At 65.5% G+C, this 23413-nt stretch carries 20 protein-coding genes; 12 read left to right on the plus strand and 8 right to left on the minus strand.

Annotation, left to right across the window (positions count from 1 at the left end; translation table 11 throughout):
* The first annotated feature begins 104 nt into the window (after positions 1-104).
* Entirely contained in the window at positions 105-1433 is a 1329-nt protein-coding gene (locus tag KYN89_RS02690; protein ID WP_429699536.1) for an amidohydrolase, read from the plus strand.
* A gap of 3 nt (positions 1434-1436) precedes the next feature.
* Here the strand turns inward: KYN89_RS02690 and KYN89_RS02695 are convergent, their stop codons facing one another.
* From KYN89_RS02695 to KYN89_RS02705, 3 genes are all read right to left on the minus strand, one after another.
* Positions 1437-2084 (minus strand): carbonic anhydrase, encoded by a 648-nt coding sequence (locus KYN89_RS02695; RefSeq protein ID WP_346727183.1) that lies wholly within the window; start codon positions 2082-2084, stop codon positions 1437-1439.
* A 118-nt stretch (positions 2085-2202) separates the two neighbouring features.
* Positions 2203-2382: a hypothetical protein gene (locus tag KYN89_RS02700; protein WP_010237780.1), complete on the minus strand. Its 180-nt coding sequence runs from the start codon at positions 2380-2382 to the stop codon at positions 2203-2205.
* An 82-nt stretch (positions 2383-2464) separates the two neighbouring features.
* Positions 2465-4069: an isocitrate lyase gene (locus tag KYN89_RS02705; protein ID WP_222823683.1), complete on the minus strand. Its 1605-nt coding sequence runs from the start codon at positions 4067-4069 to the stop codon at positions 2465-2467.
* 161 nt (positions 4070-4230) lie between these two features.
* Between KYN89_RS02705 and KYN89_RS02710 the strand changes: the two genes are divergently transcribed.
* The 5 genes from KYN89_RS02710 (at position 4231) to prsR (ending at position 10883) form a co-directional block, all read left to right on the plus strand.
* The gene (locus KYN89_RS02710) at positions 4231-5553 is read left to right on the plus strand and encodes a helix-turn-helix domain-containing protein (RefSeq protein WP_222823684.1); all 1323 of its coding nucleotides are present in this window, start codon (positions 4231-4233) and stop codon (positions 5551-5553) included.
* A 69-nt stretch (positions 5554-5622) separates the two neighbouring features.
* Positions 5623-5913, plus strand: coding sequence for a hypothetical protein (locus tag KYN89_RS02715; RefSeq protein ID WP_222823685.1), 291 nt, complete (start codon positions 5623-5625; stop codon positions 5911-5913).
* Positions 5914-6028: 115 nt separating this feature from the next.
* On the plus strand, positions 6029-7414 hold the full coding sequence (locus KYN89_RS02720; RefSeq protein WP_222823686.1) for a TIGR03013 family XrtA/PEP-CTERM system glycosyltransferase: 1386 nt from the start codon (positions 6029-6031) through the stop codon (positions 7412-7414).
* Complete coding sequence (prsK, locus tag KYN89_RS02725; RefSeq protein ID WP_222823687.1) at positions 7414-9519, plus strand: XrtA/PEP-CTERM system histidine kinase PrsK; 2106 nt, start codon at positions 7414-7416, stop codon at positions 9517-9519. The genes KYN89_RS02720 and prsK overlap by 1 nt, the downstream gene beginning before the upstream one ends.
* Positions 9519-10883 carry a PEP-CTERM-box response regulator transcription factor gene (prsR, locus tag KYN89_RS02730; RefSeq protein WP_222823688.1) on the plus strand — a complete coding sequence of 455 codons (1365 nt, stop codon included), beginning with the start codon at positions 9519-9521 and terminating at the stop codon, positions 10881-10883. Before prsK ends, prsR begins: the two co-directional genes overlap by 1 nt.
* Here prsR and KYN89_RS02735 read toward each other — a convergent pair.
* Positions 10880-11938 carry a DUF475 domain-containing protein gene (locus tag KYN89_RS02735; protein ID WP_222823689.1) on the minus strand — a complete coding sequence of 353 codons (1059 nt, stop codon included), beginning with the start codon at positions 11936-11938 and terminating at the stop codon, positions 10880-10882. The genes prsR and KYN89_RS02735 overlap by 4 nt on opposite strands.
* A 52-nt stretch (positions 11939-11990) precedes the next feature.
* Entirely contained in the window at positions 11991-12863 is an 873-nt protein-coding gene (panB, locus tag KYN89_RS02740; protein WP_222823690.1) for a 3-methyl-2-oxobutanoate hydroxymethyltransferase, read from the minus strand.
* Positions 12864-12994: 131 nt separating this feature from the next.
* Between panB and KYN89_RS02745 the strand changes: the two genes are divergently transcribed.
* Together KYN89_RS02745 and KYN89_RS02750 are read left to right on the plus strand one after the other, a co-directional pair.
* Positions 12995-14434, plus strand: coding sequence for a sodium-dependent transporter (locus KYN89_RS02745; protein WP_222823691.1), 1440 nt, complete (start codon positions 12995-12997; stop codon positions 14432-14434).
* Positions 14435-14534: 100 nt separating this feature from the next.
* Complete coding sequence (locus KYN89_RS02750) at positions 14535-16115, plus strand: amino acid permease (RefSeq protein WP_222823692.1); 1581 nt, start codon at positions 14535-14537, stop codon at positions 16113-16115.
* A 62-nt stretch (positions 16116-16177) separates the two neighbouring features.
* Here KYN89_RS02750 and KYN89_RS02755 read toward each other — a convergent pair whose 3' ends face one another.
* Complete coding sequence (locus KYN89_RS02755) at positions 16178-16663, minus strand: pyridoxamine 5'-phosphate oxidase family protein (protein WP_010237801.1); 486 nt, start codon at positions 16661-16663, stop codon at positions 16178-16180.
* A gap of 116 nt (positions 16664-16779) precedes the next feature.
* On the opposite strand from KYN89_RS02755, the gene KYN89_RS02760 reads away from it, so the two are divergent.
* Both KYN89_RS02760 and KYN89_RS02765 read left to right on the plus strand, forming a co-directional pair.
* Positions 16780-17583: a hypothetical protein gene (locus tag KYN89_RS02760; RefSeq protein WP_222823693.1), complete on the plus strand. Its 804-nt coding sequence runs from the start codon at positions 16780-16782 to the stop codon at positions 17581-17583.
* 2 nt (positions 17584-17585) lie between these two features.
* On the plus strand, positions 17586-19139 hold the full coding sequence (locus tag KYN89_RS02765) for a DUF6504 family protein (protein WP_222823694.1): 1554 nt from the start codon (positions 17586-17588) through the stop codon (positions 19137-19139).
* A gap of 33 nt (positions 19140-19172) precedes the next feature.
* Here KYN89_RS02765 and KYN89_RS02770 read toward each other — a convergent pair whose 3' ends face one another.
* The gene (locus KYN89_RS02770) at positions 19173-19487 is read right to left on the minus strand and encodes a hypothetical protein (protein WP_222823695.1); all 315 of its coding nucleotides are present in this window, start codon (positions 19485-19487) and stop codon (positions 19173-19175) included.
* A gap of 114 nt (positions 19488-19601) precedes the next feature.
* Positions 19602-20327 (minus strand): carbonic anhydrase, encoded by a 726-nt coding sequence (locus KYN89_RS02775; protein ID WP_248284953.1) that lies wholly within the window; start codon positions 20325-20327, stop codon positions 19602-19604.
* 232 nt (positions 20328-20559) lie between these two features.
* Between KYN89_RS02775 and KYN89_RS02780 the strand changes: the two genes are divergently transcribed.
* On the plus strand, positions 20560-21801 hold the full coding sequence (locus KYN89_RS02780; RefSeq protein WP_222823696.1) for a putative DNA modification/repair radical SAM protein: 1242 nt from the start codon (positions 20560-20562) through the stop codon (positions 21799-21801).
* 121 nt (positions 21802-21922) lie between these two features.
* Entirely contained in the window at positions 21923-23356 is a 1434-nt protein-coding gene (locus tag KYN89_RS02785; protein WP_222823697.1) for a UdgX family uracil-DNA binding protein, read from the plus strand.
* Positions 23357-23413 lie beyond the last annotated feature (57 nt).

The following is a 23413-nucleotide window of genomic DNA, read 5'->3' on the forward strand; positions in this document are numbered from 1 at the left end:
AGGCGCGGCTAGATATCGAATGGAATTGAACGCCTGGACTGTGTGTCAGGTGTGTCAGGCAAATCGGGGCAAAGGGGAGTACAGGTATGCACAGGCAGGTTCGGATGACGCGCGCGGCACTGATGGCGGCGGGCGCGCTGCTGTGCTCCACCGCCGCCTTCGCGCAGGATGATGGCCTGCGTGCGGGCGTGCGGGAAGACATGCCCGAGTTGATGGAGCTGTACCGCCATCTCCACGCCAATCCCGAGCTCAGCTTCGAGGAAGACGAGACTGCGGCGAAGCTGGCCGCGCGGATGCGCGAGCTGGGCTTCGAGGTGACCGAGGGCGTCGGCAAGACCGGCGTGGTCGCGGTGATGGAGAACGGCGAGGGGCCGACCGTGCTGATCCGCGCGGACATGGACGGGCTGCCGGTGGTCGAACAGACCGGGCTGCCGTTTGCCTCCACCGTCAAGGCGACGCCCGCGACCGGCGTGGAAACCGGTGTGATGCACGCCTGCGGGCACGACACGCACATGACCGCGTGGATCGGCGCGGCGCAGCAGCTGGTCGATCATAAGGATGAATGGAGCGGCACGCTGGTGATGATCCTGCAACCCGCCGAAGAGGTGGGCGAGGGCGCGCTGGCAATGCTGGAAGACGGGCTGTTCACCCGCTTTCCCAAGCCCGACTACGCAATCGCTTTCCACGATGCCGCGCAGTTCCCCGCCGGGACGATCGGCTATTCGCCGGGCTATGCGCTGGCCAATGTCGATAGCGTCGACATCACGGTGAAGGGTGTCGGCGGGCACGGCGCCTATCCGCAATCGACCAGGGACCCGGTGGTGCTGGCGAGTTCCATCGTGATGAAGCTGCAAACGCTGGTCAGCCGCGAGCTGTCTCCGCTGGAGCCGGGCGTGGTTACGGTGGGCAGCTTCCGCGCCGGGTCGAAGCACAACATCATCTCGGACGAAGCGAAGCTGCAGCTGACCGTGCGCAGCTATACCGACGAGGCGCGCAAGTTGCTGCTCGACGGGATTGCGCGGATCGCGCGCGGTGAAGCGATTGCGGCGGGCATTGCGGAAGATCAGCTGCCGGTGGTGACCGTGGCCGATCCCTACACGCCCTCCACCTTTAACGATCCCGAATTCACCGAAACCGTGATGACGGGCTTCCGCACCCGCTTCGGCGAAGACCGGGTGATGCAGGTGCCCAGCGTGATGGGTGGCGAGGATTTCAGCCAGTACCGCCGGGCCGACCCCGATGGCGTCGAGTCGCTGATCTTCTGGATCGGCGGGGTGCCCGAGGACGAATGGCAGGCGGCGCAGAACGGGGAGGCGACGCTGCCGTCGCTCCACAGCCCGTTTTGGGCGCCCGATGCCGAGAAGGTGATCGAAACCGGGGCGGAGGCGCTGGCCGCCGCCGCGATCGACCTTATGCCCGCCAAGGGCGGCTGAGCGCTACAGGCTGTAGCGCTCGTCGATCGGGACGAAGCGGTTCTGCGCCTCGTCATAGACGTCGACCATGCCGGTCGCGATGTCGTAGACCCAGCCATGCAGCTCCAGCTCGCCCTGGGCGAGTCGCAGGGCGACGGTCGGGTGGGTGCGAAGGTGCTGCAGCTGCAGGACGACGTTCTGCTCCAGCAGCAGCCGCATCCGGTCCTTGTCGCTCTTCCCGTTGCCCAGCGCATCGGCAATGTCGACCGCGGCGCGGCTGTAGCCCAGCCATTCGCGGACATGGGGCAGGGTGTCGAGCGAGCTGGAATCGTCGTGCAGCTGCATCGCGCTCTTCATCGCGCCGCATTCGGTATGCCCGCACACGATGATGTGCGGCACTTCGAGCACCGCGCTGGCGAACTCGATGCTGGCGGTCATCCCGCCGGTCTGGTTGGTATGCGGGGGCACGATATTGCCCGCGTTGCGGCAGATGAACAGCTCACCCGGATCGGTTTGCGTCATCATCCCGGTCTCGATTCGCGAATCCGAGCAGGTGATGAACAGCGCCTCGGGCGACTGGCCCTGGCTCAGTTTCTCGAAGAAGTCCTTCCGCGCGGGGAAGACATCTCGCTGGAATTTCAGCACGCCGGGGGCGAAACGGGGAATGGCCACGCTATTCTCGATCTGCAGCTAGTAAAGTGCGCGGGGTCTAGCCGGTCATCGCTCGAATGCAAGCGGGCGCGCGAGGCCATGGTGACCTCGCGCGCCCGGATAGTGCCAGTGCGGCTGCCTATTCGGCGTCGGGAACGTAGGTCCCAAGCCGGTGGTGCAGCGCGTTGATCTTGGCCAGTTCCTCGCGGTCTTCCGTGGTCCGCGCATGGCTCGCCAGAGCGGCGCGCAGCAGGCGGAAGTCGGCGGTGGAAAGCAAAGCGCGAGCGCGGCCGGGTTCTTTGGGGGTTTCGTCGGTCATAAGTGCATCCGCTCCATCGGCAATTCGGGTGTCGCTGGGGCTGCAATGCCTCCCCAGCGACCCGGTGACAAGGCTTGGCAGCCTAGGCGGCGAACTGATTCATGGTGTTGTCCTTGCCGCCAGCCTTGAGGGCGGCTTCGCCGGCGAAGTATTCCTTGTGGTCGTCGCCGATGTCGGAGCCGGCCATGTTCTGGTGCTTCACGCAGGCGATCTGCTGGCGGATTTCCTCGCGTTGGACGTTCTTGACGTAGCCAAGCATCGCCTCTTCGCCGAAGTAGCGCTTGGCGAGGTTGTCCGTGCTCAGCGCGGCCGTGTGATAGGTCGGCAGCGTGATCAGGTGGTGGAAGATGCCGGCACGCTTCGCGCCATCGGCCTGGAAGCTCTGGATCTTCGCATCCGCCTCGATCGCCAGATCGGTGCCGTCGTAGTCCACGCTCATCAGCTTGGCGCGATCATAGGCGCTGACATCCTTGCCGTCCTTCTCCCACGCATCAAACACTTGCTGGCGGAAGTTGAGCGTCCAGTTGAAGCTGGGCGAGTTGTTGTAGACCAGCTTCGCATTGGGCACCGTCTCGCGAATCTTGTCGACCATTTCGGCGATCTGCTCGACATGCGGCTTCTCGGTTTCGATCCACAGCAGGTCGGCGCCGTGCTGAAGCGAGGTGATGCAGTCGAGCACGACCCGGTCCACTCCCGTGCCGGGGCGGAACTGGTACAGGTTGCTAGGCAGACGCTTGGGCGCCAGCAGCTTGCCGTCGCGGCTGATGAAGACCTGGCCGTTCTTGATGTCGGACGGGTCGACTTCGTCGCAATCGAGGAAGCTGTTGTACTGGTCGCCCAGATCGCCCGGCTCGGTCGAGTAGGCGATCTGCTTGGTCAGGCCCGCGCCCAGACTGTCGGTGCGCGCAACGATGATCCCGTCTTCGACGCCCAGTTCGAGGAAGGCGTATCGGATCGCGCGGATCTTCTGGAGGAAGTCCTCGTGCGGCACGGTGACCTTGCCGTCCTGGTGGCCGCACTGCTTTTCGTCCGACACCTGGTTTTCGATCTGCAAGGCGCAAGCACCGGCTTCGATCATCTGCTTGGCGAGCAAGTAGGTCGCCTCGGCGTTGCCGAAACCTGCGTCGATGTCGGCGATGATCGGAACAACGTGAGTTTCGTAGTTGTCGATCGCGTTCTCCAGCCGCTTGGCTTCGGTCTCGTTGCCGCTTTCACGCGCTGCGTCGAGGTCGCGGAACATGCCGCCCAGCTCGCGGGCGTCTGCCTGCTTGAGGAAGGTATAGATCTCCTCGATCAGCTCGGGAACGGCGGTCTTCTCGTGCATCGACTGGTCGGGCAGGGGGCCGAATTCGCTGCGCAGCGCGGCGACCATCCAGCCGGACAGGTAGAGGTAGCGGCGCTTGGTGCTGCCGAAGTGCTTCTTGATCGCGATCATCTGCTGCTGGCCGATGAAGCCGTGCCACGCGCCCAGCGACTGGGTGTAGTTCGCCGGATCGGCGTCGTAGGCATCCATGTCTTCGCGCATGATCTTCGCGGTGTATTTCGCGATGTCGAGCCCGGTGCGGAAGCGGTTCTGCAGGCGCATGCGCGCCGCGCTCTCGGCATCGATCGCGGCCCAAGCGTCTCCGCCCTGGCCGATGCGGGTCTTCAGGTGCTCGGTTTCGCTTGCGTAGTTCGACTTCGTCATGGGGGGCTCCGTAAAAAGCTGTGTTCGTGACGCAGCAGATACCCCTCAGTCGGCTTTCCAGACAGGGTTTGTTACAGACTATCTTGTCTCAACCGCCGTTTTTGCTAGTCATTAATTGTGTATCTGTAATTATCTTTACAAAGTTCGAGTAGGAGCGGCTCATGAGCGAACCATCCCTCTATGCCGGTGCCGCGCTGCGACGCCTGCGCCGTCGCGAAGGGCTGACGCAGGCGAGCATGGCGCAGCGCCTGTCGATCTCGCCCAGCTATCTCAACCTGATCGAGCGAAACCAGCGCCCGGTCACTGCACGCGTGGTTCTCGAACTGGTCGACCAGTTCGATTACGATCCGCGCTCCCTGCAGGAAAGCAGTGCGATCGGCGGGGTCGACGGGCTCGCGCGGCGTCTGGGCGACGATCGCTTCGCCGATCTGGGGATCGACCGCGCCGAAGTGACCGAATTCCTCGCCGCCGCGCCGCAGGCTGCCGCCGCCTTCGCCCGCCTGTTCGACGAGCGGGGCAAGGCCGCCGCGCAGACCCGCCCGTTCGAGGAAGAGGTGTGGCGCGCGATCGAGCGCTGGCGCAACCACTTCGCCGATCTGGACGAGGCGGCGGAGAATCTGGCCGACGAGCTGCGCCTTGCCCGCGCGGATATCGGTGCGGCGCTGACCGATCACCTGCGAGAGCGGCATGACCTTGCGATCCGGTACCTCCCGCGCGCCGTTTTGCCCGAGGCGAACCGGCGGCTCGACCTGCATGCGCGGCAGGTCCAGCTGTCCGAAATGCTCTCCCCCGCGGCGCGCAATATCGAGATGGCCAAGCAGGTTGCCGAACTCGAGCAGCGCGAGTTGATCGCGGACATCGCCGATGGCGCGTCGTTCGATCACCGCGAGGGGCGCGATGCCTTCGCCCGCTACCTGCGCGCCTATTACGCGCGTGCACTGGTGATGCCCTATGGCCGGTTCCTGCGCGCGTGCGAGGCGACCGCTTACGAGCCGCAGGTGCTTGCCCGCCGCTTCGCCACCGATGTGGGCGAAGTCGCCCGCCGGTTCACCACCCTCCAGCGGGTCGGCCAGCGCGGTCTACCCTTTTTCGTCGGGCGGATCGACGGATCGGTGCAATTGTTCGAACGGCTGCTGGGCGCAAGCGGGACCAGCCTGCTCGACCGCCGGCCCGGCTGCCCGCGTCTGGGGCTGGAGCGGCGTCCCGAATGGCACTCCCAGGCAATCATGATGGAAAGCGGTGCGTTAGGGCCGGAACACTGGCTGGTCGCGCATATCGCCGCGCCACCCTACGCGGACGAACCGCGCACCGACGTTCTGCTGCTGGGCCTGGAGGCGAAGTTTGCCGATGCCACGGCGATCGGTCGCGGTGTCTCTCTGAAGGAAGATGATGCGACGCCGATCGGCCCTGGCTGCCGCACCTGTCGCCGGATCGAATGCCCCGCGCGTTCGCTGCGCGGACCAATCCAGACGGCGGTCGCGTGACCTTGCACGGAACCGCAAGGCGTCTTGCGCTTTGTGCAAGTCAGAAAAACCGTAAGGGGCGCACTCGCCATGACTGAAGAACGTATTACCGAACACACTGATCAGGACGGCCACACCCATACCACGCACACCATCGTCAGCGATGGGGAGCGCAGAAAGAGCGGCGGGACGACCATCGTGCTCCTGATCGTGGCCCTCATTGCCGTCATCGCGGCAATCTATCTGTTCTCCAACATGACCAATGCCGAAGTTGCGAAGGACAACGCGGTCGAAAACGCGGCTAACCAGGTGGGCGACGCTGCCAACCAAGCCGGTGATGCGATCGAGAATGCGGCAGACCGGGTCGCCCCGTCCGAGTAATTGCGGCGCCCTGCCGAAGGTTTTCGGCAGGGTGTAAAATTTACCGACATTTCATCACTCGCTCCTAAGCCGAACCTCCGCAGAACGACGCGGAGAAGGGTTTCGACAGGGCGCGATGATCAGGCTGTTCAAGCACTACATCCCACAGGCCGTGTTGCTCTACGGCTTCTGCGATTTCATTCTTCTTCTGCTCGCAGGCGATCTGGCGTGGCACCTGCGTGCCATGCAGATCGGGATCGAGGTCGGCCCGTGGACCCAGCGGCTGCCGCCGATCATCGGCTTCACCATTATCTGCTCGATGTCGCTGGTCGCACTGGGCCTTTACAGCCCCGAAGCGCTGCGCAGCCCGCGCTATGCCTTCGCCCGTTCGCTGGTGGCGCTGTCGCTCGCCGGGGTGGCGCTGGCGGTGCTCGACTTCGTACTGCCGACCGTCGGATTCTGGCGTTCTACGCTGCTCTATGCCCTCGGCCTGGCCCTGATCATGATGGGCCTAACCCGCGTTGCCCTGAGCCATGCGGTCAACCGCGAGAACCTCAAACGGCGTGTCGTGGTGATGGGTGCCGGCACCCGCGCCTCCCGGCTCAAGGCGCTCGAAGAGTGTGGCGACAGCGGTTTCAAGATCGTGGCCTTCATCGCGATGAACGAACCCCATCGTGTCTTGGAACAGGCCATAGGGCGCGACGAACTGGGCGATCTGGGTGCCTTCGTTGAACGTGTCCGCGCGACCGAAGTGGTGCTGGCGCTCGAAGAGCGGCGTAATGCACTGCCGCTGGCGGATCTGGTTCGGGTGCGCACGAAAGGCGTCCCGGTGCACGAGGTCTCCAGCTTCCTCGAACGCGAGACGGGGCGGGTCGATCTCGACACGCTCAACCCCAGCTGGCTGATCTTTTCGGACGGGTTTTCCGCCGGGCGGCGCTGGTCGAGCATCACCAAGCGAACCGTGGACATCATCGCCAGCCTCATCGTGCTGACCATCACCCTGCCGGTGATCGCCCTGTTCGCCATCCTTGTGAAGCTGGACAGCAAGGGCCCGGCCTTCTTCCGGCAGCAGAGGGTCGGTCTCCACGGGCGGCCCTTCGTCCTGCTGAAGCTGCGCAGCATGCGCACCGATGCGGAGAAGGACGGCGCACAATGGGCGACTGTCGGCGATCCGCGAGTAACCCGTCTGGGCCGTTTCATCCGCAAGGTCCGGATCGACGAGCTGCCCCAGACCTGGAGCGTGCTGAAGGGTGAGATGAGCTTCGTCGGCCCGCGTCCCGAAGTGCCCTGTTTCGTCAACGACCTCGAAGACCAGCTGCCCTTCTATGCCGAACGCCATATGGTGAAGCCGGGGATCACCGGGTGGGCGCAGATCAACTACCCCTACGGCGCGAGTATCGAGGATGCACGGCACAAGCTGGAGTATGATCTCTACTATGCCAAGAACTACACCCCCTTTCTCGACCTGCTGATCCTGCTCCAGACGCTGCGGGTGATCCTCTATCCCGAAGGCGCGCGCTGATGGCCGACGCGGGATTGTGGCATGTGATCGCGCTGGCCAGCCATACCGTATGTGCCGCGGCCTGCGCGCTGGCCGCGATCTGGCTAGGCCGCAGGCCTCTGCCTTGGCGGCGTGAGCGGATTGCGGGGCTGGTCGCGCTGTGCCTGACCGGCGTGTGGGCGGGCGTGCTCGCCGCGCTCGGCCCGGCGGCGCTGGTCACTGCTGGGGCCGAGGTGCTGCGCAACCTCAGCTGGCTGGCGCTGGTCCATGCGCTGTTCGCCGGGGGGGTGGATCAGGAGAGTGCGCGCAAGGTGCGCTTCGTGATCGTCAGTCTGGTGTTCGTGGAGCTGTTGCAGGGTGCGGTGCTGGCAGCAAACGCACTGATCGATGCAGGGCCGGAGTTTGCCGCGTCGGCGCTGCGCGTATCCTCGCTGTTCCACATGCTCGTCGCGATCGGCGCGCTGGTGCTGCTGCACAATCTCTATGTCGGTGCCTCGCATCGCGACCGGGCGAGCACGCGGTGGGTCGCGATCTCGCTGTCTGCGCTGTGGCTGTTCGAACTGAACTACTACGCCGCGACCTGGCTGTCGGGCGAATTTCCTGACCAGATCGCGGCGCTGCGCGGGATCGTGGTCGCAATCGCATTCGTGCCGCTGGCGATGGCGCTGGGCGCCGATGTGAGTGCCCTGCGCTTTCGAGCATCGCGCAAGGTGGCGTTCCGTTCGCTCTCGCTGCTGCTGATCGGCGGCTATCTGCTGGCGATGGCGGGTCTCGCGCGGGTGCTGAACCTGATGGAAGCGGATGGCGCGCGGCTTGCGCAGGTCGGCTTCCTGGTCGCGCTGCTGACCGTGATGGCGCTGTGGCTGCCGTCCGAACGGTTTCGCGCGTGGCTGAAGGTCACCACACAGAAGCACCTGTTCAGCCACCGCTACGATTACCGGGCCGAGTGGTTGCGGCTTGCCGACACGATCGGGCGGGGCGGAGAGGCAGGCGATGCACTGCATTTGCGCGTGCCCAAGGCTATGGCGGACATTACCGAGAGCCCGTCTGCCGCGCTGTTCCTGCCCGATCCCGAAGGCACGCTTGTCCTGGCCGAGGCCTGGCGCTGGCCCACGCTAGCCGATGAGGTGGTGAGCCTGCCGGATCAGATGGCCGGCTTCCTTTCGCAAAACGACTACGTGATCGACCTCGAACAATGGCGCTCGGGAAAGTCTGAGGCAGGCGACGTCGATCCGCTGCCAGCCTGGCTGGACGTGGACAGCGCGAGCTGGGCGATCGTGCCCCTGCGCCATTTCGACCGGTTGCAGGGCGCGGTGCTGCTCGCCCGACCACTGATCGATCGCCAGCTCGACTGGGAGGATTTCGACCTGCTCAAGGTCGTCGGGCGACAGCTCGCCAGCTATCTTGCCGAACAGGCGGGGCAGCACGCGTTGATGGAAGCGGCGCGGTTCGACGAGTTCAATCGGCGGATGGCCTTCGTCCTCCACGATATCAAGAACCTCGCCAGCCAGCTGTCGCTGCTGTCGCACAATGCGCAGCGCCACGCGGATAATCCCGCGTTTCGGGAGGATATGCTCAAGACGCTGGGCACCAGCACCGCCAAGCTCAACGGTCTGATCCAGCGTCTTGGCCGGTATGGCAACCAGCGCGCGCCCGAGGTCGAGCAGGTCGAACTGGCCCGCCTGGTAGGCGACGTTGCGACCCGCTTCGAGGGTTCGTTGCAGGCCCGTATCTCGATCACCGGCGATGGTGCCGCAACGGCCGATCGCGAGGGGCTGGAGCAGGCGCTGGTCCACCTTATCCAGAACGCCTTCGACGCAAGCCCCGCGAACGCGCCGGTCTGCGTGGCGATCCACGGGGATCATATCGGCACCAGCATCGATATCGTCGATGTCGGCGAAGGGATGGACCCGGCTTTCCTGCGCGAAAAGCTGTATGCGCCCTTCGTCAGTTCCAAAGCCGATGGCTTCGGGATAGGCGCTCTGGAAGCGCGCGAACTGATCCGCGCGATGGGCGGGCGGCTGCTGGTCCAGTCACGGGTCGGCCTTGGCACGCGCTTCACCATCGAACTGGCCGGGGTCGCAAGCGCACCGGTCGACAAGAAACTCTCCCGCGAGGCAGCCTGATGAGCGATCCCAAACCCAAGCTGCTGATCGTCGAAGACGACGAAGGCCTGCAGACGCAGCTCAAATGGGCCTTCGAAGGCTATCAGGTGTTCGTGGCCGGTACGCGCGAGGATGCCCTGGCGATCCTGCGCGCCGAGGCACCGCCGGTGGTCACGCTCGACCTCGGCCTGCCGCCCGATCCGGACGGCACGAGCGAGGGCTTCGCCGTGCTCCACGCAATTATGGAACAGGCGCCCGCGACCAAGGTGATTATCGCCAGTGGGCACGGCGCGCATGAAAGCGTGCTCGATGCGATCGCGGCGGGAGCCTACGATTTCTACCACAAGCCGGTCGACATCGCGGCGCTCGAACTGATCATATCGCGTGCGCTCAACCTCCACCGGATCGAGGCGGAGAACCGCCGCCTGGCGGAGAAGGTGGGCAAGACCAAGACCGTCCTCGGCACGCTGATCACCGGTGCGCCCGAGATGGTGAAGGTCGCCCGCACGATCGAGCGGGTGGCGAACACCGACGCTTCGATGATGCTTTTGGGCGCAAGCGGGACGGGCAAGGAACTGCTGGCACGCGGCCTGCATGATGCAAGCCCGCGCCGAGACGGGGCCTTCGTTGCGATCAACTGCGCCGCAATCCCCGAAAACCTGCTCGAAAGCGAGCTGTTCGGGCACGAGAAGGGCGCGTTTACCGGGGCGGTCAAGACCACCGAGGGCAAGATCGAAGCCGCGCATGGTGGCACGCTGTTCCTCGACGAGGTGGGCGACATTCCGCTGGCCCTTCAGGTCAAACTGCTCCGATTTCTGCAGGAACGCACGATCGAGCGGATCGGCGGCCGCAAGGCGATTGCGGTCGACACGCGGATCGTGTGCGCCACCCACCGCGATCTCGACGCGATGATCGGCGAAGAGACGTTCCGCGAGGATCTCTACTACCGCATGGCGGAGATCGTCGTGCGCATCCCCTCGCTCAGCGAACGCGCAGGCGATGCCGCGCTGCTGGCCAAGGCCTTCCTCAACCGCTTCGCGCAGGAGATGAACCCGGTGGTGAAGGGGTTTGCGCCCGATGCGCTCGCCGCGCTCGATGCGCACAGGTGGCCGGGCAATGTCCGCGAGCTGGAGAACCGCGTGAAACGTGCGGTGATCATGGCCGACGGCAAGCTGGTCAGCGCCGAAGACCTCGACCTTACATCACCGGACATGAACGATGCTGCGCCCCTCAACCTCAAGGGCGCGCGCGAGCAGGTCGACCGGCAGGTGATCCGCAAGGCGCTGGCGCGGACCGAGGGCAATATCTCGGGCAGCGCGAAGCTGCTCGGCGTGTCGCGGCCGACGCTGTACGATCTGCTCAAGCAGTACGATCTGCAGAACTAGGCAGTCTCGCGCTCGGCCCCGTGCTTGCGGTTGTAGCGCATCGACCACAGCAGAGAGATGCCGATCAGCACCGCGCCGATCAGGCCGGTGATGCTTTCCGAAATATGGAATTTCGCCGACAGCAGCATGATCAGGCCCAGCGCGATGATCGCCCAGAACGCGCCATGCTCGAGGAAGCGGTACTTGGTCAGCGTGCCCGCGCGCACGAGGTGGACCGTCATCGACCGCACGAACAGCGCCCCGATGCTCAGCCCCAGCGCGATGATCAGCATGTTGTTGGACAGCGCGAAGGCCCCGATCACCCCGTCGAATGAAAAGCTCGCGTCGAGCACTTCCAGATAGAGGAAGCCGCCCAGACCCGATCGCACCGCGCCCTCGGCCATCTTGCGGCGTTCCACCTTGTCCAGCACCGTGCCGATTGCATCGACCGCGATATAGGTGACCAGGCCCAGAATGCCGGCGGTCAGGAACACCATCGCCTCACCTTCGGGCAGCATCGTGGAAATGCCGTAGAGCATCAGCAGCAGGATGCCGATCTCCGCCGCGCGGATTTCGGAGAAGCGGCGTAGCGCCAGCTCCAGCCCGCGGATCCAGTCGACATCCTTGTCGCCGTCGAAGAAGAAATTCAGCCCGACCATGGTCAGGAAGGCACCGCCGAAGCCTGCGATACCGACATGCGCCGACGATACGATCGCCTCGTAGCGCTCCGGATCGTTGAGCGAGAGGTCTATTGCCGACAGCGGATCGAGGTTGGCCGCTACGGCCACAATGGCGAGCGGGAAGACGATCCGCATCCCGAACACCGCGATCAGGATGCCCCATGTCAGGAAGCGGCGCTGCCACTTCTCGTCCATCTCGCGCAGCACGGTCGCGTTGACCACTGCGTTATCGAAGCTGAGCGAGATTTCGAGGATCGACAGAACCAGCACGATCCACAGCACGTGGGCCACGCTGCCGACACTGCCGCCCGCGTTCCAGGCGTAGAACCCGGCCGCGATGAAGCACACGAGAGTGAAGAGCAGCGAGCCCCAGTAATGTCGCAGAAGTGTGTTCACGAAATTGGTGTCCGTGCGATTCCCGGGGCGATCCGGTGGGTTGAGGGGGAGACTAGCTCTTGGGCTGGTAGGTCTGGTCTTCGGTCGGGAAGCTGCGCGCGCGCACTTCGCTCGCGTATTGCTGCACCTTGTCGGTGATCTCTTCCGCCAGATTGCCGTATTTCTTCACGAAGCGGGGCACGCGCTCGAACATGCCGAGCATGTCGTCCACCACCAGCACCTGCCCATCGCACTGGGCCGACGCCCCGATTCCGATCACCGGAATGTCGAGCGACTGGGTCAGCGAGACGGCGATCGGTTCGACCACGCCTTCGACGACGACTGCGAAGGCGCCAGCGGCCTGTACCGCCTTGCCGTCCGAAATGATCTTGGCGTGCTCTTCCTGGCTGCGCCCACGCGCGCCGTAGCCGCCAAGTGCATTCACCGCCTGCGGGGTAAGGCCGATATGCGCCATCACCGGGATGCCACGCTGCGAAAGGAAGCTTATCGTCTCCGCCATCGCCTCGCCGCCTTCGAGCTTCACCGCCGCGCAGCCGGTTTCGGCCATGATCCGGCTCGCGCTTTCGAAGGCCTGCTGCGGGCTGCCTTCATACGCGCCGAAGGGCATGTCGACCACGACCACCGAGTGATAGCTGCCGCGAACCACGGCAGCACCATGCGCACACATCATGTCGAGCGTGACCTGAAGCGTGGAAGGCAGGCCATAGATTACCTGGCCGAGCGAATCGCCCACCAGCAGCAGGTCGCAATGCTCGTCGAGCAGCTGCGCCTGCCGTGCGGTGTATGCGGTCAGCATCACCAGCGGCTCCTTGGTTTCGCCATCCGCCTTGCGGTTCTGGATCTTGGGGACCGTCAGCCGCTTCATCGGCTGCGGGGTGGGGGTCGCGCGGCTGGTCGCCGTATCGATCTGGAAGGTTGTCGACATGGTGGGCGTGCTAGCCCCTCGACGGAACAAACGCAAAGCGCAGCCCTCGACGAAGCGACAGAAACATTGCAGAAGCAGCATCAACACAAAGGATAAACCGCGCCAGGGCGCGCGGCAGGGAGAGAATTTTAATGGTCGCCACATCGACAACCACGGAGACAACCACGGGTGAGGGCTGGTCCTCGCGCTCGGCATTCGTCCTCGCCGCGATCGGCGCGGCAGTGGGGCTGGGCAATCTCTGGCGCTTCCCGACACTGGCTGGCGAGAGCGGGGGCGGGGCCTTCGTGATCTTCTATATCGGCTGCGTGTTCCTGCTGGGCCTGCCGCTGTTGCTGGCGGAGATCTTCATCGGCCGGGCAGGGCAGACCGACGCAATCGGCTCCATACGCCGCGTCGCGGAGGAATCGAACGTCTCCAAGGGCTGGGTCTCCTTCGGCGCAATCGGTGCGCTGGCCGCCTTCCTGATCGTCTCCTTCTATTCGGTCGTCGCGGGCTGGGTGCTCTATTACGCGGGTGTCTTCGCCGCCGATTTCGGGTCGGCCGTTGCTGCGGGCGATCCCTTCCGCGGCGCGCTGGAAGGGCAGAGCCAGGACGAGATCGCCAACCGCCTGACCAACCTGTTCGCCAGCCCCAGCCTGCTGCTGGGGATGCACTTTGCCTTCATGGGCGGCACCCTGTTCATTGTCGCGCGCGGCGTATCGGGCGGGATCGAGAAGGCGGCGACATGGCTGATGCCCGCCTTCTTTGTGCTGCTGATCGGGATCACCATCTACGGCGCTGTCGTCGGCGATGTCAGCGAGGCGGCAGCCTTCCTGTTTACGCCCGACTGGTCGCGGTTGACCCCCGAAGTGATGAACTCGGCGCTGGGTCAGGCGCTGTTCTCGCTCTCGCTCGGCGTGGCGGGGATCATCACCTATGGCTCCTATATCCGCGAGGGCACGCCGCTGGGATCGACCGCGGTCACCATCGCGATCGCCGACACTGCGGTGGCGCTGATCGCCGGGCTCATGATCTTCCCCATCGTGTTCGCCGTCGGCCTCGACCCCGCAGCAGGGCCGACGCTGGTGTTCCAGACCCTGCCCTTCGCGTTCGAGGCGATGCCGGCGGGCTCGCTGATCGGGCTGCTGTTCTTCATCCTGGTGCTGGTCGCGGCAATCACCAGCTCGATCTCGCTGCTCGAAGTGCCGACCGCCTACGGCATCGGCGAACTGGGCTGGAGCCGGACGACTTCCGCGCTGGTATTCGGCGGCGGCGCCTTCCTGATCGGGATCGCCTGCCTGCTGGGCTATAACGTGTGGTCGGACGTGCGCCCGCTGTCGTTCTGGCCGATCTTTGCAGATACCGACATCCTCGACACGGTCGACGGGTTCACCGGCAAGATCATGCTGCCGCTGGGCGCACTGCTGACCTCGATCTTTATCGGCTGGAAGGCGGACCGACGGCTGCTGGAGACGACCACCCAGCTCTCCGCTCCGGCGTTCGCATTGTGGCGCTTCCTGCTCGCGTGGCTGTGCCCGCTGGCGGTGGCGATCATCCTCGTCACCGGATTGTTCCCCAGCCTGCTGAGCTGAGGCAAGAATCCGGCTTCCCGAGGTCTTCGAGTTGTAATATTGGCGCAGACGCGGTCGGCAGGGCGGGGAGGGCTCGCTTCCGGACCGTGGATCTGCGCCCATGATTTTCGGCCGCGTAAAGCCGCTCGACGCCATTTTGGCGACGGCGGAGAAGAAGTCTCTCCATCGCACTCTCGGTTGGTTCCAGTTGATGCTTTTCGGCATCGGCTGCGTGATCGGCACGGGGATTTTCGTTCTGACGGCGGCAGGCGCGCAGAAGGCTGGACCGGGCCTGATGCTCGCCTTCGCCATTGCTGGCGCGGTCTGCATCATCGCGGCGCTCTGTTATGCAGAGATCGCCTCGATGATTCCCGTCGCGGGTTCTGCCTATACCTATAGCTACGCCAGCGTGGGCGAGCTGCTCGCGTGGACCGTGGGCTGGGCGCTGATCATGGAATACGCGATCGCCGCCGCTGCCGTGTCGGTCGGCTGGTCGGGCTATTTCAGCGGGACTTTCCTCAACGAGATTCTCGGCGTCCAGCTGCCGGCCTGGCTTGCCGCCGGGCCGCTGGTGCTGGGCGGCGCACCGGGCGGGCTGATCAACCTGCCCGCGCTGATCATCGCGCTGCTGGTGACCGGCCTGCTGATCGTTGGAACGAGCGAGAGCGCCAAGGTCAATGCGGTGCTGGTCCTCGTCAAGGTCACCGCGCTGACAGCGTTCATTGCGCTTACCTTCACCAGCCCGGATTTCGACGCGAGCCATTTCAACCCGTTCCTGCCTGCCGGCGTGTTCGGCGGCTTCGGTTCTGGGCTGGGTGCGGTCGGCGCGGCGGCGACGATCTTCTTTGCCTATGTGGGCTTCGATGCGGTCTCTACTGCGGCGGAGGAGACCAAGAACCCGCAGCGCAACGTGCCCATCGGGCTGGTCGGATCGCTGCTGTTCTGCACCCTGTTCTACATCCTCGTCGCGGCTGGCGCGATCGGCACCATCGGCGGGCAGCCGATCATGGGGCCAAACGGCGTGCCGTTCCCCACCGGGTCGGAGGAACTGGCCCGCCAGTGCGCGACCTATGCCGCCGACCAGTTGCCGCTGGTCTGCTCGAACGAGGCGCTGGCTCATGTGTTGCGCCAGATCGGCTGGTCGAGCATTGGCAACCTGCTGGGCATCGCTGCGTTCCTTGCGCTGCCATCGGTCATCCTGGTTCTGATCTACGGCCAGACGCGCATCTTCTTCGTGATGGCGCGCGATGGGTTGCTGCCCGAAAGCCTCAGCCGGGTGCACCCGAAGTTCAAGACGCCGCACATCGTGACCATGCTCACCGGCGGCGCGGTGGCCCTAGGTGCAGCGTTCTTCCCGGTCGGCAAGCTCGCCGATATCTCCAACGCTGGCACACTCTACGCCTTCACGATGGTGGCGGTTGCGCTGCTGGTACTGCGCCGGCGTGATCCTTCGCGTAGGCGGGCGTTCCGGGTGCCGGCGGCGTGGCTGATTGCACCGCTGACGATTGCGGGCTGCGTGTTCCTGTTCCTCAACCTGCCATACGAGGCGATGCTGTTCCTGCCCGGCTGGGGACTGCTCGGGATCGTGATCTACTTCGCCTACAGCCGCTCGCGGAGCCATCTGGGGCGCGGGATCGTGGAAGTGGTCGATGATGTGGCTGGTGAGCAAACGATGGTGCCGATCGAGCCGCCGGCTGGCTGATGCATGAAAAAGGGGCGCAATCCTCTCGGATGCGCCCCTTTTTTTTGGATGGCGATGCTCACTTAGAGCGACGTTTCCTTGACGTGCTTGTCCTTGGCGTCCTCGTGGACGTTCATGCCGAGTGCCATCTTGGCGACGTCGAGCAAGCCCATGTCGCCGTTCCAGATTTCCGCATCGCCCAGATCCATTCGCAGGAACAGGATGTCGGGATCGTCCTTGCCGCCATCGTACCAGGCTTCGACGAAATTATTCCAGAACTGGTCGAAGCGTTCCTGGCTCGTCTCCTTGGTCAGCGTGCCGTGGAAGCGCGCGAACATCTTGTGATCCTCGCCCTCGAACGTGGCGGTCGCCGCGCCCAGCTTGGCGAAGTCGCTCTTGGTATGGGTGAAGAACCAGATCGAGCTGTTGGCATCCTTGTCGAGCTGCGGCGACATCGGCACCGCGCTCTTCGGATCGGTGTCGAGCTGGAGGAACAGGTAAGGGCTGTCTGCCAGCGCCTTCCAGAATTTCTCGCGCAGTTCGTCGGCCTTGCCTTCATTGTATCTCATTGTGATCTCCTTTGTTTCTCCAACGGCGAGGAGGGGAGATGGTTTCTTGGTCCGGACGGGGAGGGCTTTCGTTGGATGCTTGCCGTCCGGAATAAAATGGAACATAAAAGGAACAAATGAGTCGTTCCGCCATGATCCAAGACAGCCTTCCCACCGCCGCCCAGCTTGCATCCGATGCCACCTCACAGCGCTGGCAGCCCGGGCTGGATGCCGTCGCGCAAAGCGAGATCTTCGCCTCCGGACGAGAGGGCAGCGGGGCGGGCGTGGCACTTGCTCTGGCGCTCGACGCGTGGCGGCACCGGGTGCGCGAAGAGGGGGATGAGGCGGAGGATCGCCGCGCAGTGGTGTGGGTGCAGACCCGCGCCGCGGTGAAGCGGGGTGGGCGCCCGTTCCGGGCAGGCCTGCCGCAGGAAATCCGCCACCGCCTGATCCACGTGCTCGCCGAGAAGGACGAGGATGCGCTGTTTGCGCTGGAAGAGGCGGTGCGTTGCCGCGACATTGCCTTCGTGATCGGCGAGATCGTGGGCAGCCCCCGCGCGCTCGACTTCACCGCCTCGCGCCGACTGACGCTGGCGGCGGAGCGGCATGGCGTCCCGCTGATGCTGGTGCGGCTCGACGGAACGCGCGACCTCTCCTCCGCGCGGCAGCGCTGGGCGGTGCAGGCCGCACCCTCGGCAAGGCCGCAATGGAACCGTCAGGCTCCGGGCGTGCCTGCGTGGCAGGCCGAACTGTTCCGCGCGCGCAAGCACCCGCCGGGCCTGTGGCGATTGAGCGAGGATGCGGGGGCGTTGGTGGCGGAGCGAACTGGAGAGGGGCAGACTGCGGTTTCGAATGTCGCAGCCCCCTCTCCAGGCGCTGCTAGCTCCTTCGGAGCAAGCGTCGCCATCCTCTCCCCCACAGGGGAGAGGGTTAGTGGCTGAACATGGCACCCCGCCGTATCCTCTCGATCTGGCTCGCGGCCTTCGCGATCGACCGCTGGCGTCTCGCCAAAGGCTGCGCGCGCGGTGAAGGCGCCGATGCGCAGCCGCTGGTCCTGATCACCGAGACCGCGCACGGCTCGCGCATCCAGGCGACGAACAGCGCGGCGCGAAACGCAGGCGCGCGGATCGGCACCATGCTCGCCGATGCGCGTACGCTGTGCCCCTCCATCGTCGCCGTGCCGGACAATCCGGCGGGCGATCTTGCCGAGCTGGAAAAGCTGGCCGCGTGGGCCATGCGCTGGGGCCCGTGGTCCGCGCTCGACCCGCCCGATGGCCTGCTGGTCGATGTGACCGCCGTGGCGCACCTGTTCGGCGGCGAGGCGAAGCTGCTGGCGGATGTCCATCATGCCTTCGCCGCGCGCGGCTTCGTCATGCGCGCTGCGATCGCGCCTACTGCCGGCGCGGCATGGGCGCTTGCGCATTACGGGCCGGATCGCGCGATCCTCGCCTCCGAAGACGATATGGAAGCGCGCCTGTCCGATCTGCCGGTTGCCGCGCTGCGGCTCGACGACGACGTGCTCACCGTGCTGCGGCGGCTCGGGCTCAAGCAGCTCGGCGAACTGGGCACGGTGGGCCGCGACGCACTCCATCGCCGTTTCCGCAACCGCAAGTCGCCTGCCGCCAACCCGCTGGTCCGAATGGACCAGCTGCTCGGTCGGATGCCCGAACCATTGCTGCCGGTGGTGCCGCAGCAGATGCCGCTGGTGCAGCGCCGGCTGATGGAGCCGATCCGCCACCGCGCGCTGCTCGACACCGTGCTGGGGGATCTGGCGGCGGACATGGTTCGCGAACTGGAAGGCACAGGGCAGGGCGCGCGTCGCCTCGACCTCGGGCTGTGGCGCGTCGACGGAGAGGTGGTCGTCAGAACGCTCGAACTCGCCGCCGCCACGCGCGATGCAGGCCATATCGTGCGGCTGTTCGGCGAGAAGCTGGGCGATGTCGACGCGGGCTTCGGGATCGAGCTGGTCCGCCTGCGTGCCAGCTGGGCGGAGGCGCTCCCCGCGAACCAGGTCGATATCGAAGCCGCCGCCGAACGGCATGGCACCTCGCTATCCGCCTTCGTCGACCGGCTGACTATGCGCCTCGGCCCCAAGGCGGTGCGCCGCCCGGTGCTGAAGGGAAGCCATGTGCCCGAACGCTCGCAAGCCTGGCAGCCGCCACTATCGCCCGAACCGCCCGAGCAGGGAGCTTTTCGCTTCCACGCGCGCCCGCTCAAACTGCTCGACAGGGCGGAGCCGATCGCGGTTCTCTACGCCACGCCCGACGGTTTTCCGCAGAGGTTTCGCTGGCGCGGGGAAGTGCATGAAATATCGCGGGTCGAGGGGCCGGAACGGATCGCACCCGAATGGTGGCGCGAACGCGGCAGCGCGCGGCTGCGCGACTATTACCGGATCGAGGATGATACCGGGCGACGCTATTGGATCTATCGCTATGGTATTGCAGGCGACGGGCGCGGCGGCGTGCCCGAATGGTTCCTGCAGGGCCTGTATGCCTGATGCGATCGCGGCCCTGTCGGCTACCCGGAAAGGTCAGCTGCCCGAGAAAGGCGTCCCGAACACGCCCACCGCCAGTTCGGCCCACACCAGCAGCAGCCCGGCGAGGATGCCGAGCACGGCGGCCACGCACCAGACGGGGCGCCCGATGACGCGGATTGCGAACTCGATCGCCAGCGCAGTCGCGCCCAGCAGCACCGCCGCCACAGCAAAATCGAATGGAGTCCAGTGCACCTCGCCGGTGAATTGCATCGCGACCAGCGGTGCAATCAGGATGGCGAGAAAGGAACCCCACAGGGCCACGCGCCAGATACGATTCGCGATACCAGACGTGATCGAAAGGTCGTCCATTCTGCCTCTCCTCCACACGAATCATGCGCATAAAGGCGAGCAAAGGCAAGAGGATAGCGGGCCGGTCCTCTCCGGGCCGGCCCGTCCTGTGTATAACGCGGTGGATTCGTCCGCTCAGCCGGGCAGGTCGAAGAAATCGACCGCGCCCGTTTCCAGGCTGTAATAGGCGCCCACGACCCAAAGCTTGCCCACCTGCTGGGGTTCGAGCAGCAGCGGATCGGTCTGTTCGCGCAGCTGCCTGACCACGCGGCGAACATTGGCGCGGATCGAGTTGTCGAGCAGGTTGCCCGCGTCGCCGCGCGCCTGCAGAACGGCAGGGATGATCGGTTCGACCATCGGCCCGATCGAGCCGGGGAAGGTCGCATTGTCGGTGACGACCTCGGTCGCCGCCTTCACCGCGCCGCAGCTTTCGTGGCCCATCACCACCACCAGCGGTGTCTTGAGCACGGCGACCGCATATTCGATCGAGCCGAGCGCGACCGTGTCGACCGTGTTGCCCGCGTTGCGGATGATGAACAATTCGCCGAGGCCGCGGCCGAACAGCAGTTCGGGCGGCACGCGGCTGTCCGAACAGGTCACGTAGGCCGCGAAGGGCTGCTGCCCGCGCGCGAGCTCCAGCCTGCGCTGGGCGCTGGTCAGCACGCTGGTCTGCTCACCGCGAAGGAAAGCGGCGTTGCCCTCGACCAGCAGGTCCAGCGCCTGGCGCGGCGTAAGGTCCTCGCCCGCCGGTGCCGCGCGCATTCCGGGCGTCTGCTGCGCGGCAAATGCCGCGCCGCCGCCCAGGAGGGCAGAGGCGCCGATCGCGCCGGTCGCCCCAAGCATGTTTCTGCGTGAAATCATGTCTCTCTCCATCCCTTTGCGCGTCGATGGAGAGGTAGAAACAGGGCCATCGAACGCGCATCGTTTCAACAGGGCTCTTGCCCTGGATTACTCGATGCGGTCCGACATCACGCGCCAGAAGGCGCGCCAGAGGGGCCCGGTCCGCGTGAATTTCGTATCACCAAGGAGAGAAAATTCAAGTGCCCCAAGGGCTAGGGCTGGTATGACGACGAAAAGAACATATAAGGAACGAATGAGTCGCGCACCGATCCTCGACAGGCTGAAGATTCTCGCCGATGCGGCGAAATACGATGCCTCCTGCGCCTCGTCCGGCACGGCCAAGCGCAACAGCACCAAGGGCGGGATCGGCAGCACCGAGGGGATGGGAATCTGCCACGCCTATGCGCCCGACGGTCGCTGCATATCGCTGCTGAAAATCCTGCTGACCAATCACTGCATCTTTGATTGCCACTACTGCATCAACCGCAAGAGCTCGAACGTGCAGCGCGCGCGCTTCACGCCGCAGGAGGTCGCGGATCTGACGCTCAGCTTCTACCGCCGCAATTATATCGAGGGGCTGTTCCTCTCCTCGGGCATCGTCAAGAGCTCCGACCACACGATGGAGCAGATCGTGGAGGCCGCGCGCATCCTGCGAGAAGAGTACGATTTTCGCGGCTATATCCACCTCAAGACGATTCCCGAGGCGGACCCGGAGATCATCCACCGCGCTGGGTTTTACGCCGATCGCGTCTCGATCAATGTCGAATTGCCGACCGATGCCGGGCTGACGCGCCTCGCGCCGGACAAGGACGCGCGCCAGATCGAGGGCGCGCTGGGCAAGACCAGCAGCGACATCGTCGAGGCGAAGGATGCGAAGAAGCGCTTCAAGCACGCGCCGCGCTTCGCGCCCGCAGGCCAGTCGACCCAGATGATCGTCGGCGCCGATGCGGCGAGCGATGCGGATATCGTGGGCCGCGCGAGCCGCCTCTACGACAGCTTCGACCTGCGCCGCGTCTATTACAGCGCCTTCTCGCCGATCCCCGATGCCTCGGCGGTACTGCCGCTCAAGCGCCCGCCGCTGATCCGCGAACATCGGCTCTACCAGTCGGACTGGCTGATGCGGTTCTACGATTACCGCCCGCAGGAGATCATGCAGGCGACCGAGGCCGACGGTAACCTGCCGCTCGATATCGATCCCAAGCTCGCCTGGGCACTGAAATTCCGCGAGCGCTTCCCGGTCGACGTCAACCGCGCGAGCCGGGAAGACCTGCTGCGCGTGCCGGGGCTGGGGGTGAAGGCGGTGCAGCGCATCCTCGCCTCGCGTCGCCACCGTACGCTCAGGCTCGACGACGTGGCCCGGCTGACCGTGTCGCTGACCAAGGTGCGGCCCTTCATCTGCACCATCGACTGGCGGCCGACGCTGCTGACCGACCGCGCCGACCTGCGCAGCCTGCTCGCGCCGAAGCAGGAACAGCTGGAGCTGTTTGCGGCATGAGGCCCTCTTCCCTCCATCGTCATCCCCGCGAAGGCGGGGATCCAGCTAAGGGCTGTGACACGAGTAACTTCTGTCATCTGGCCCCCTGCCTTCGCAGGGGCGACGATCTGGAGTACGCGTCATGACCGCACTCCAGCACGTCCGCCCGCACGCACATTACACCGTGCAACTGCCGCGCAGCGACGACTTCGCCTTCTGGCGCGAACGCGCGCGCGCGCTGATCCAGTGCGATATTCCGCCCGACAAGGTCGCCTGGATCGAGCCGAGCGGCAACGGCGATCTATTTTCGAATGGCGGCATGCGCCTGCCCGAGCCGCCCGCCGATGCGCCGCCCGTCCGCGCCAGCAAGCGCTACCTGAGCGTCGCGCAGAACGCCGCGCTGCATCGCGACCCGCAGCGGTTCGCGCTGCTCTACCGCCTGCTGTGGCGGCTGCAGCGAAACCTGAGGATCATGGAGGACAAGGCCGATCCCGACGTCCGCCGCGTGGAGGAGCTGGACAAGAACGTCCGCCGCGACAGCCACAAGATGCACGCCTTCGTCCGCTTCCGGCAGGTGGAGGAAGAAGGTGGGGCGGAACACTACATCGCGTGGTTCGAGCCCGAGCATCACATCCTTCGCGCCAATGCGGGCTTCTTCATGCGCCGCTTCGCGAGCATGCGCTGGTCGATCCTGACCCCGCAGGGCACGCTGCACTGGGACGGCGAGACCATGCACGAAGGCCCGCCCGCGCAGAAGGCCGACGCGCCGCAGGGCGACCCGGTCGAGGACCTGTGGCGCACCTATTATGCGTCGATCTTCAATCCCGCGCGTTTGAAGGTCGGGGCGATGCTCTCCGAAATGCCCCGCAAGTACTGGAAGAACCTGCCCGAGGCCGCGCTCATTCCCGAGCTGGTCGCGGGCGCGCAGAAGCGGGAAAGCGAGATGGTGGCGGCAGGCGAACTGAGTTTCGAGGAACGGCCCGGGAGCCTGGAGGCGATCGGCGAAGCGATCGAGCAGTGTCGCAAGTGCCCGATCGGCTGCCTCGACAACCGCGCGGTGATGGGCGAGGGGCCGGGCGATGCGGCCCTGATGATCGTCGGCGAGCAGCCGGGCGATCAGGAGGACCAGGAAGGCCGGCCCTTCGTCGGCCCCGCCGGGCAACTGCTCGACGTGCATCTGGAGCGCGCGGGGATCGATCGGAGCCGCGCCTACGTCACCAACGCGGTCAAGCACTTCAAGTTCGTCCAGCGCGGCAAGCGGCGGCTGCACCAGAGCCCGACCGCCAAGGAGATCGACACCTGCCGCTGGTGGATCGAGGGCGAGCGCGAGCTGGTGCAGCCCAAACTGGTGCTGGCGATGGGCGCCAGCGCGGCGCGCGGGATGCTGGGCAAGACGGTGAGCATTTCCAAGGTGCGCGGGCAGGCCATGTCGCTGGAAGACGGCAGCGAGCTGTGGGTCACCGCGCATCCGTCCTACCTGCTGCGCCTCGACGGCGACGCGCGCGAGAAGCAGGCGGCGCTGTTCGATGCCGACCTCGCCGCGGTGCGCGAGCGGTTGGCAGAGTTGGCTCAATGATGCGAATACTCCCTACCGCGAAGCGGTGGGGAGGGGGACCACCCGCAGGGTGGTGGA

Source organism: Alteriqipengyuania abyssalis (assembly GCF_019857185.1).
GTDB lineage: Bacteria > Pseudomonadota > Alphaproteobacteria > Sphingomonadales > Sphingomonadaceae > Alteriqipengyuania > Alteriqipengyuania abyssalis.

Excerpts from the sequence above, each read along its gene's own strand:
- KYN89_RS02760 (WP_222823693.1), top strand. The coding sequence starts at position 16,780 with ATGAGTCGTTCCGCCATGATCCAAGACAGCCTTCCCACCGCCGCCCAG.
- KYN89_RS02715 (WP_222823685.1), top strand. The coding sequence starts at position 5,623 with ATGACTGAAGAACGTATTACCGAACACACTGATCAGGACGGCCACACC.
- KYN89_RS02720 (WP_222823686.1), top strand. The coding sequence starts at position 6,029 with ATGATCAGGCTGTTCAAGCACTACATCCCACAGGCCGTGTTGCTCTAC.
- KYN89_RS02770 (WP_222823695.1), bottom strand. The coding sequence starts at position 19,487 with ATGGACGACCTTTCGATCACGTCTGGTATCGCGAATCGTATCTGGCGC.
- KYN89_RS02775 (WP_248284953.1), bottom strand. The coding sequence starts at position 20,327 with ATGATTTCACGCAGAAACATGCTTGGGGCGACCGGCGCGATCGGCGCC.
- KYN89_RS02690 (WP_429699536.1), top strand. The coding sequence starts at position 105 with ATGACGCGCGCGGCACTGATGGCGGCGGGCGCGCTGCTGTGCTCCACC.
- KYN89_RS02765 (WP_222823694.1), top strand. The coding sequence starts at position 17,586 with ATGGCACCCCGCCGTATCCTCTCGATCTGGCTCGCGGCCTTCGCGATC.
- KYN89_RS02755 (WP_010237801.1), bottom strand. The coding sequence starts at position 16,663 with ATGAGATACAATGAAGGCAAGGCCGACGAACTGCGCGAGAAATTCTGG.
- KYN89_RS02710 (WP_222823684.1), top strand. The coding sequence starts at position 4,231 with ATGAGCGAACCATCCCTCTATGCCGGTGCCGCGCTGCGACGCCTGCGC.
- KYN89_RS02750 (WP_222823692.1), top strand. The coding sequence starts at position 14,535 with ATGATTTTCGGCCGCGTAAAGCCGCTCGACGCCATTTTGGCGACGGCG.
- KYN89_RS02700 (WP_010237780.1), bottom strand. The coding sequence starts at position 2,382 with ATGACCGACGAAACCCCCAAAGAACCCGGCCGCGCTCGCGCTTTGCTT.
- KYN89_RS02780 (WP_222823696.1), top strand. The coding sequence starts at position 20,560 with ATGAGTCGCGCACCGATCCTCGACAGGCTGAAGATTCTCGCCGATGCG.
- panB (WP_222823690.1), bottom strand. The coding sequence starts at position 12,863 with ATGTCGACAACCTTCCAGATCGATACGGCGACCAGCCGCGCGACCCCC.
- KYN89_RS02785 (WP_222823697.1), top strand. The coding sequence starts at position 21,923 with ATGACCGCACTCCAGCACGTCCGCCCGCACGCACATTACACCGTGCAA.
- prsR (WP_222823688.1), top strand. The coding sequence starts at position 9,519 with ATGAGCGATCCCAAACCCAAGCTGCTGATCGTCGAAGACGACGAAGGC.
- prsK (WP_222823687.1), top strand. The coding sequence starts at position 7,414 with ATGGCCGACGCGGGATTGTGGCATGTGATCGCGCTGGCCAGCCATACC.
- KYN89_RS02705 (WP_222823683.1), bottom strand. The coding sequence starts at position 4,069 with ATGACGAAGTCGAACTACGCAAGCGAAACCGAGCACCTGAAGACCCGC.
- KYN89_RS02745 (WP_222823691.1), top strand. The coding sequence starts at position 12,995 with ATGGTCGCCACATCGACAACCACGGAGACAACCACGGGTGAGGGCTGG.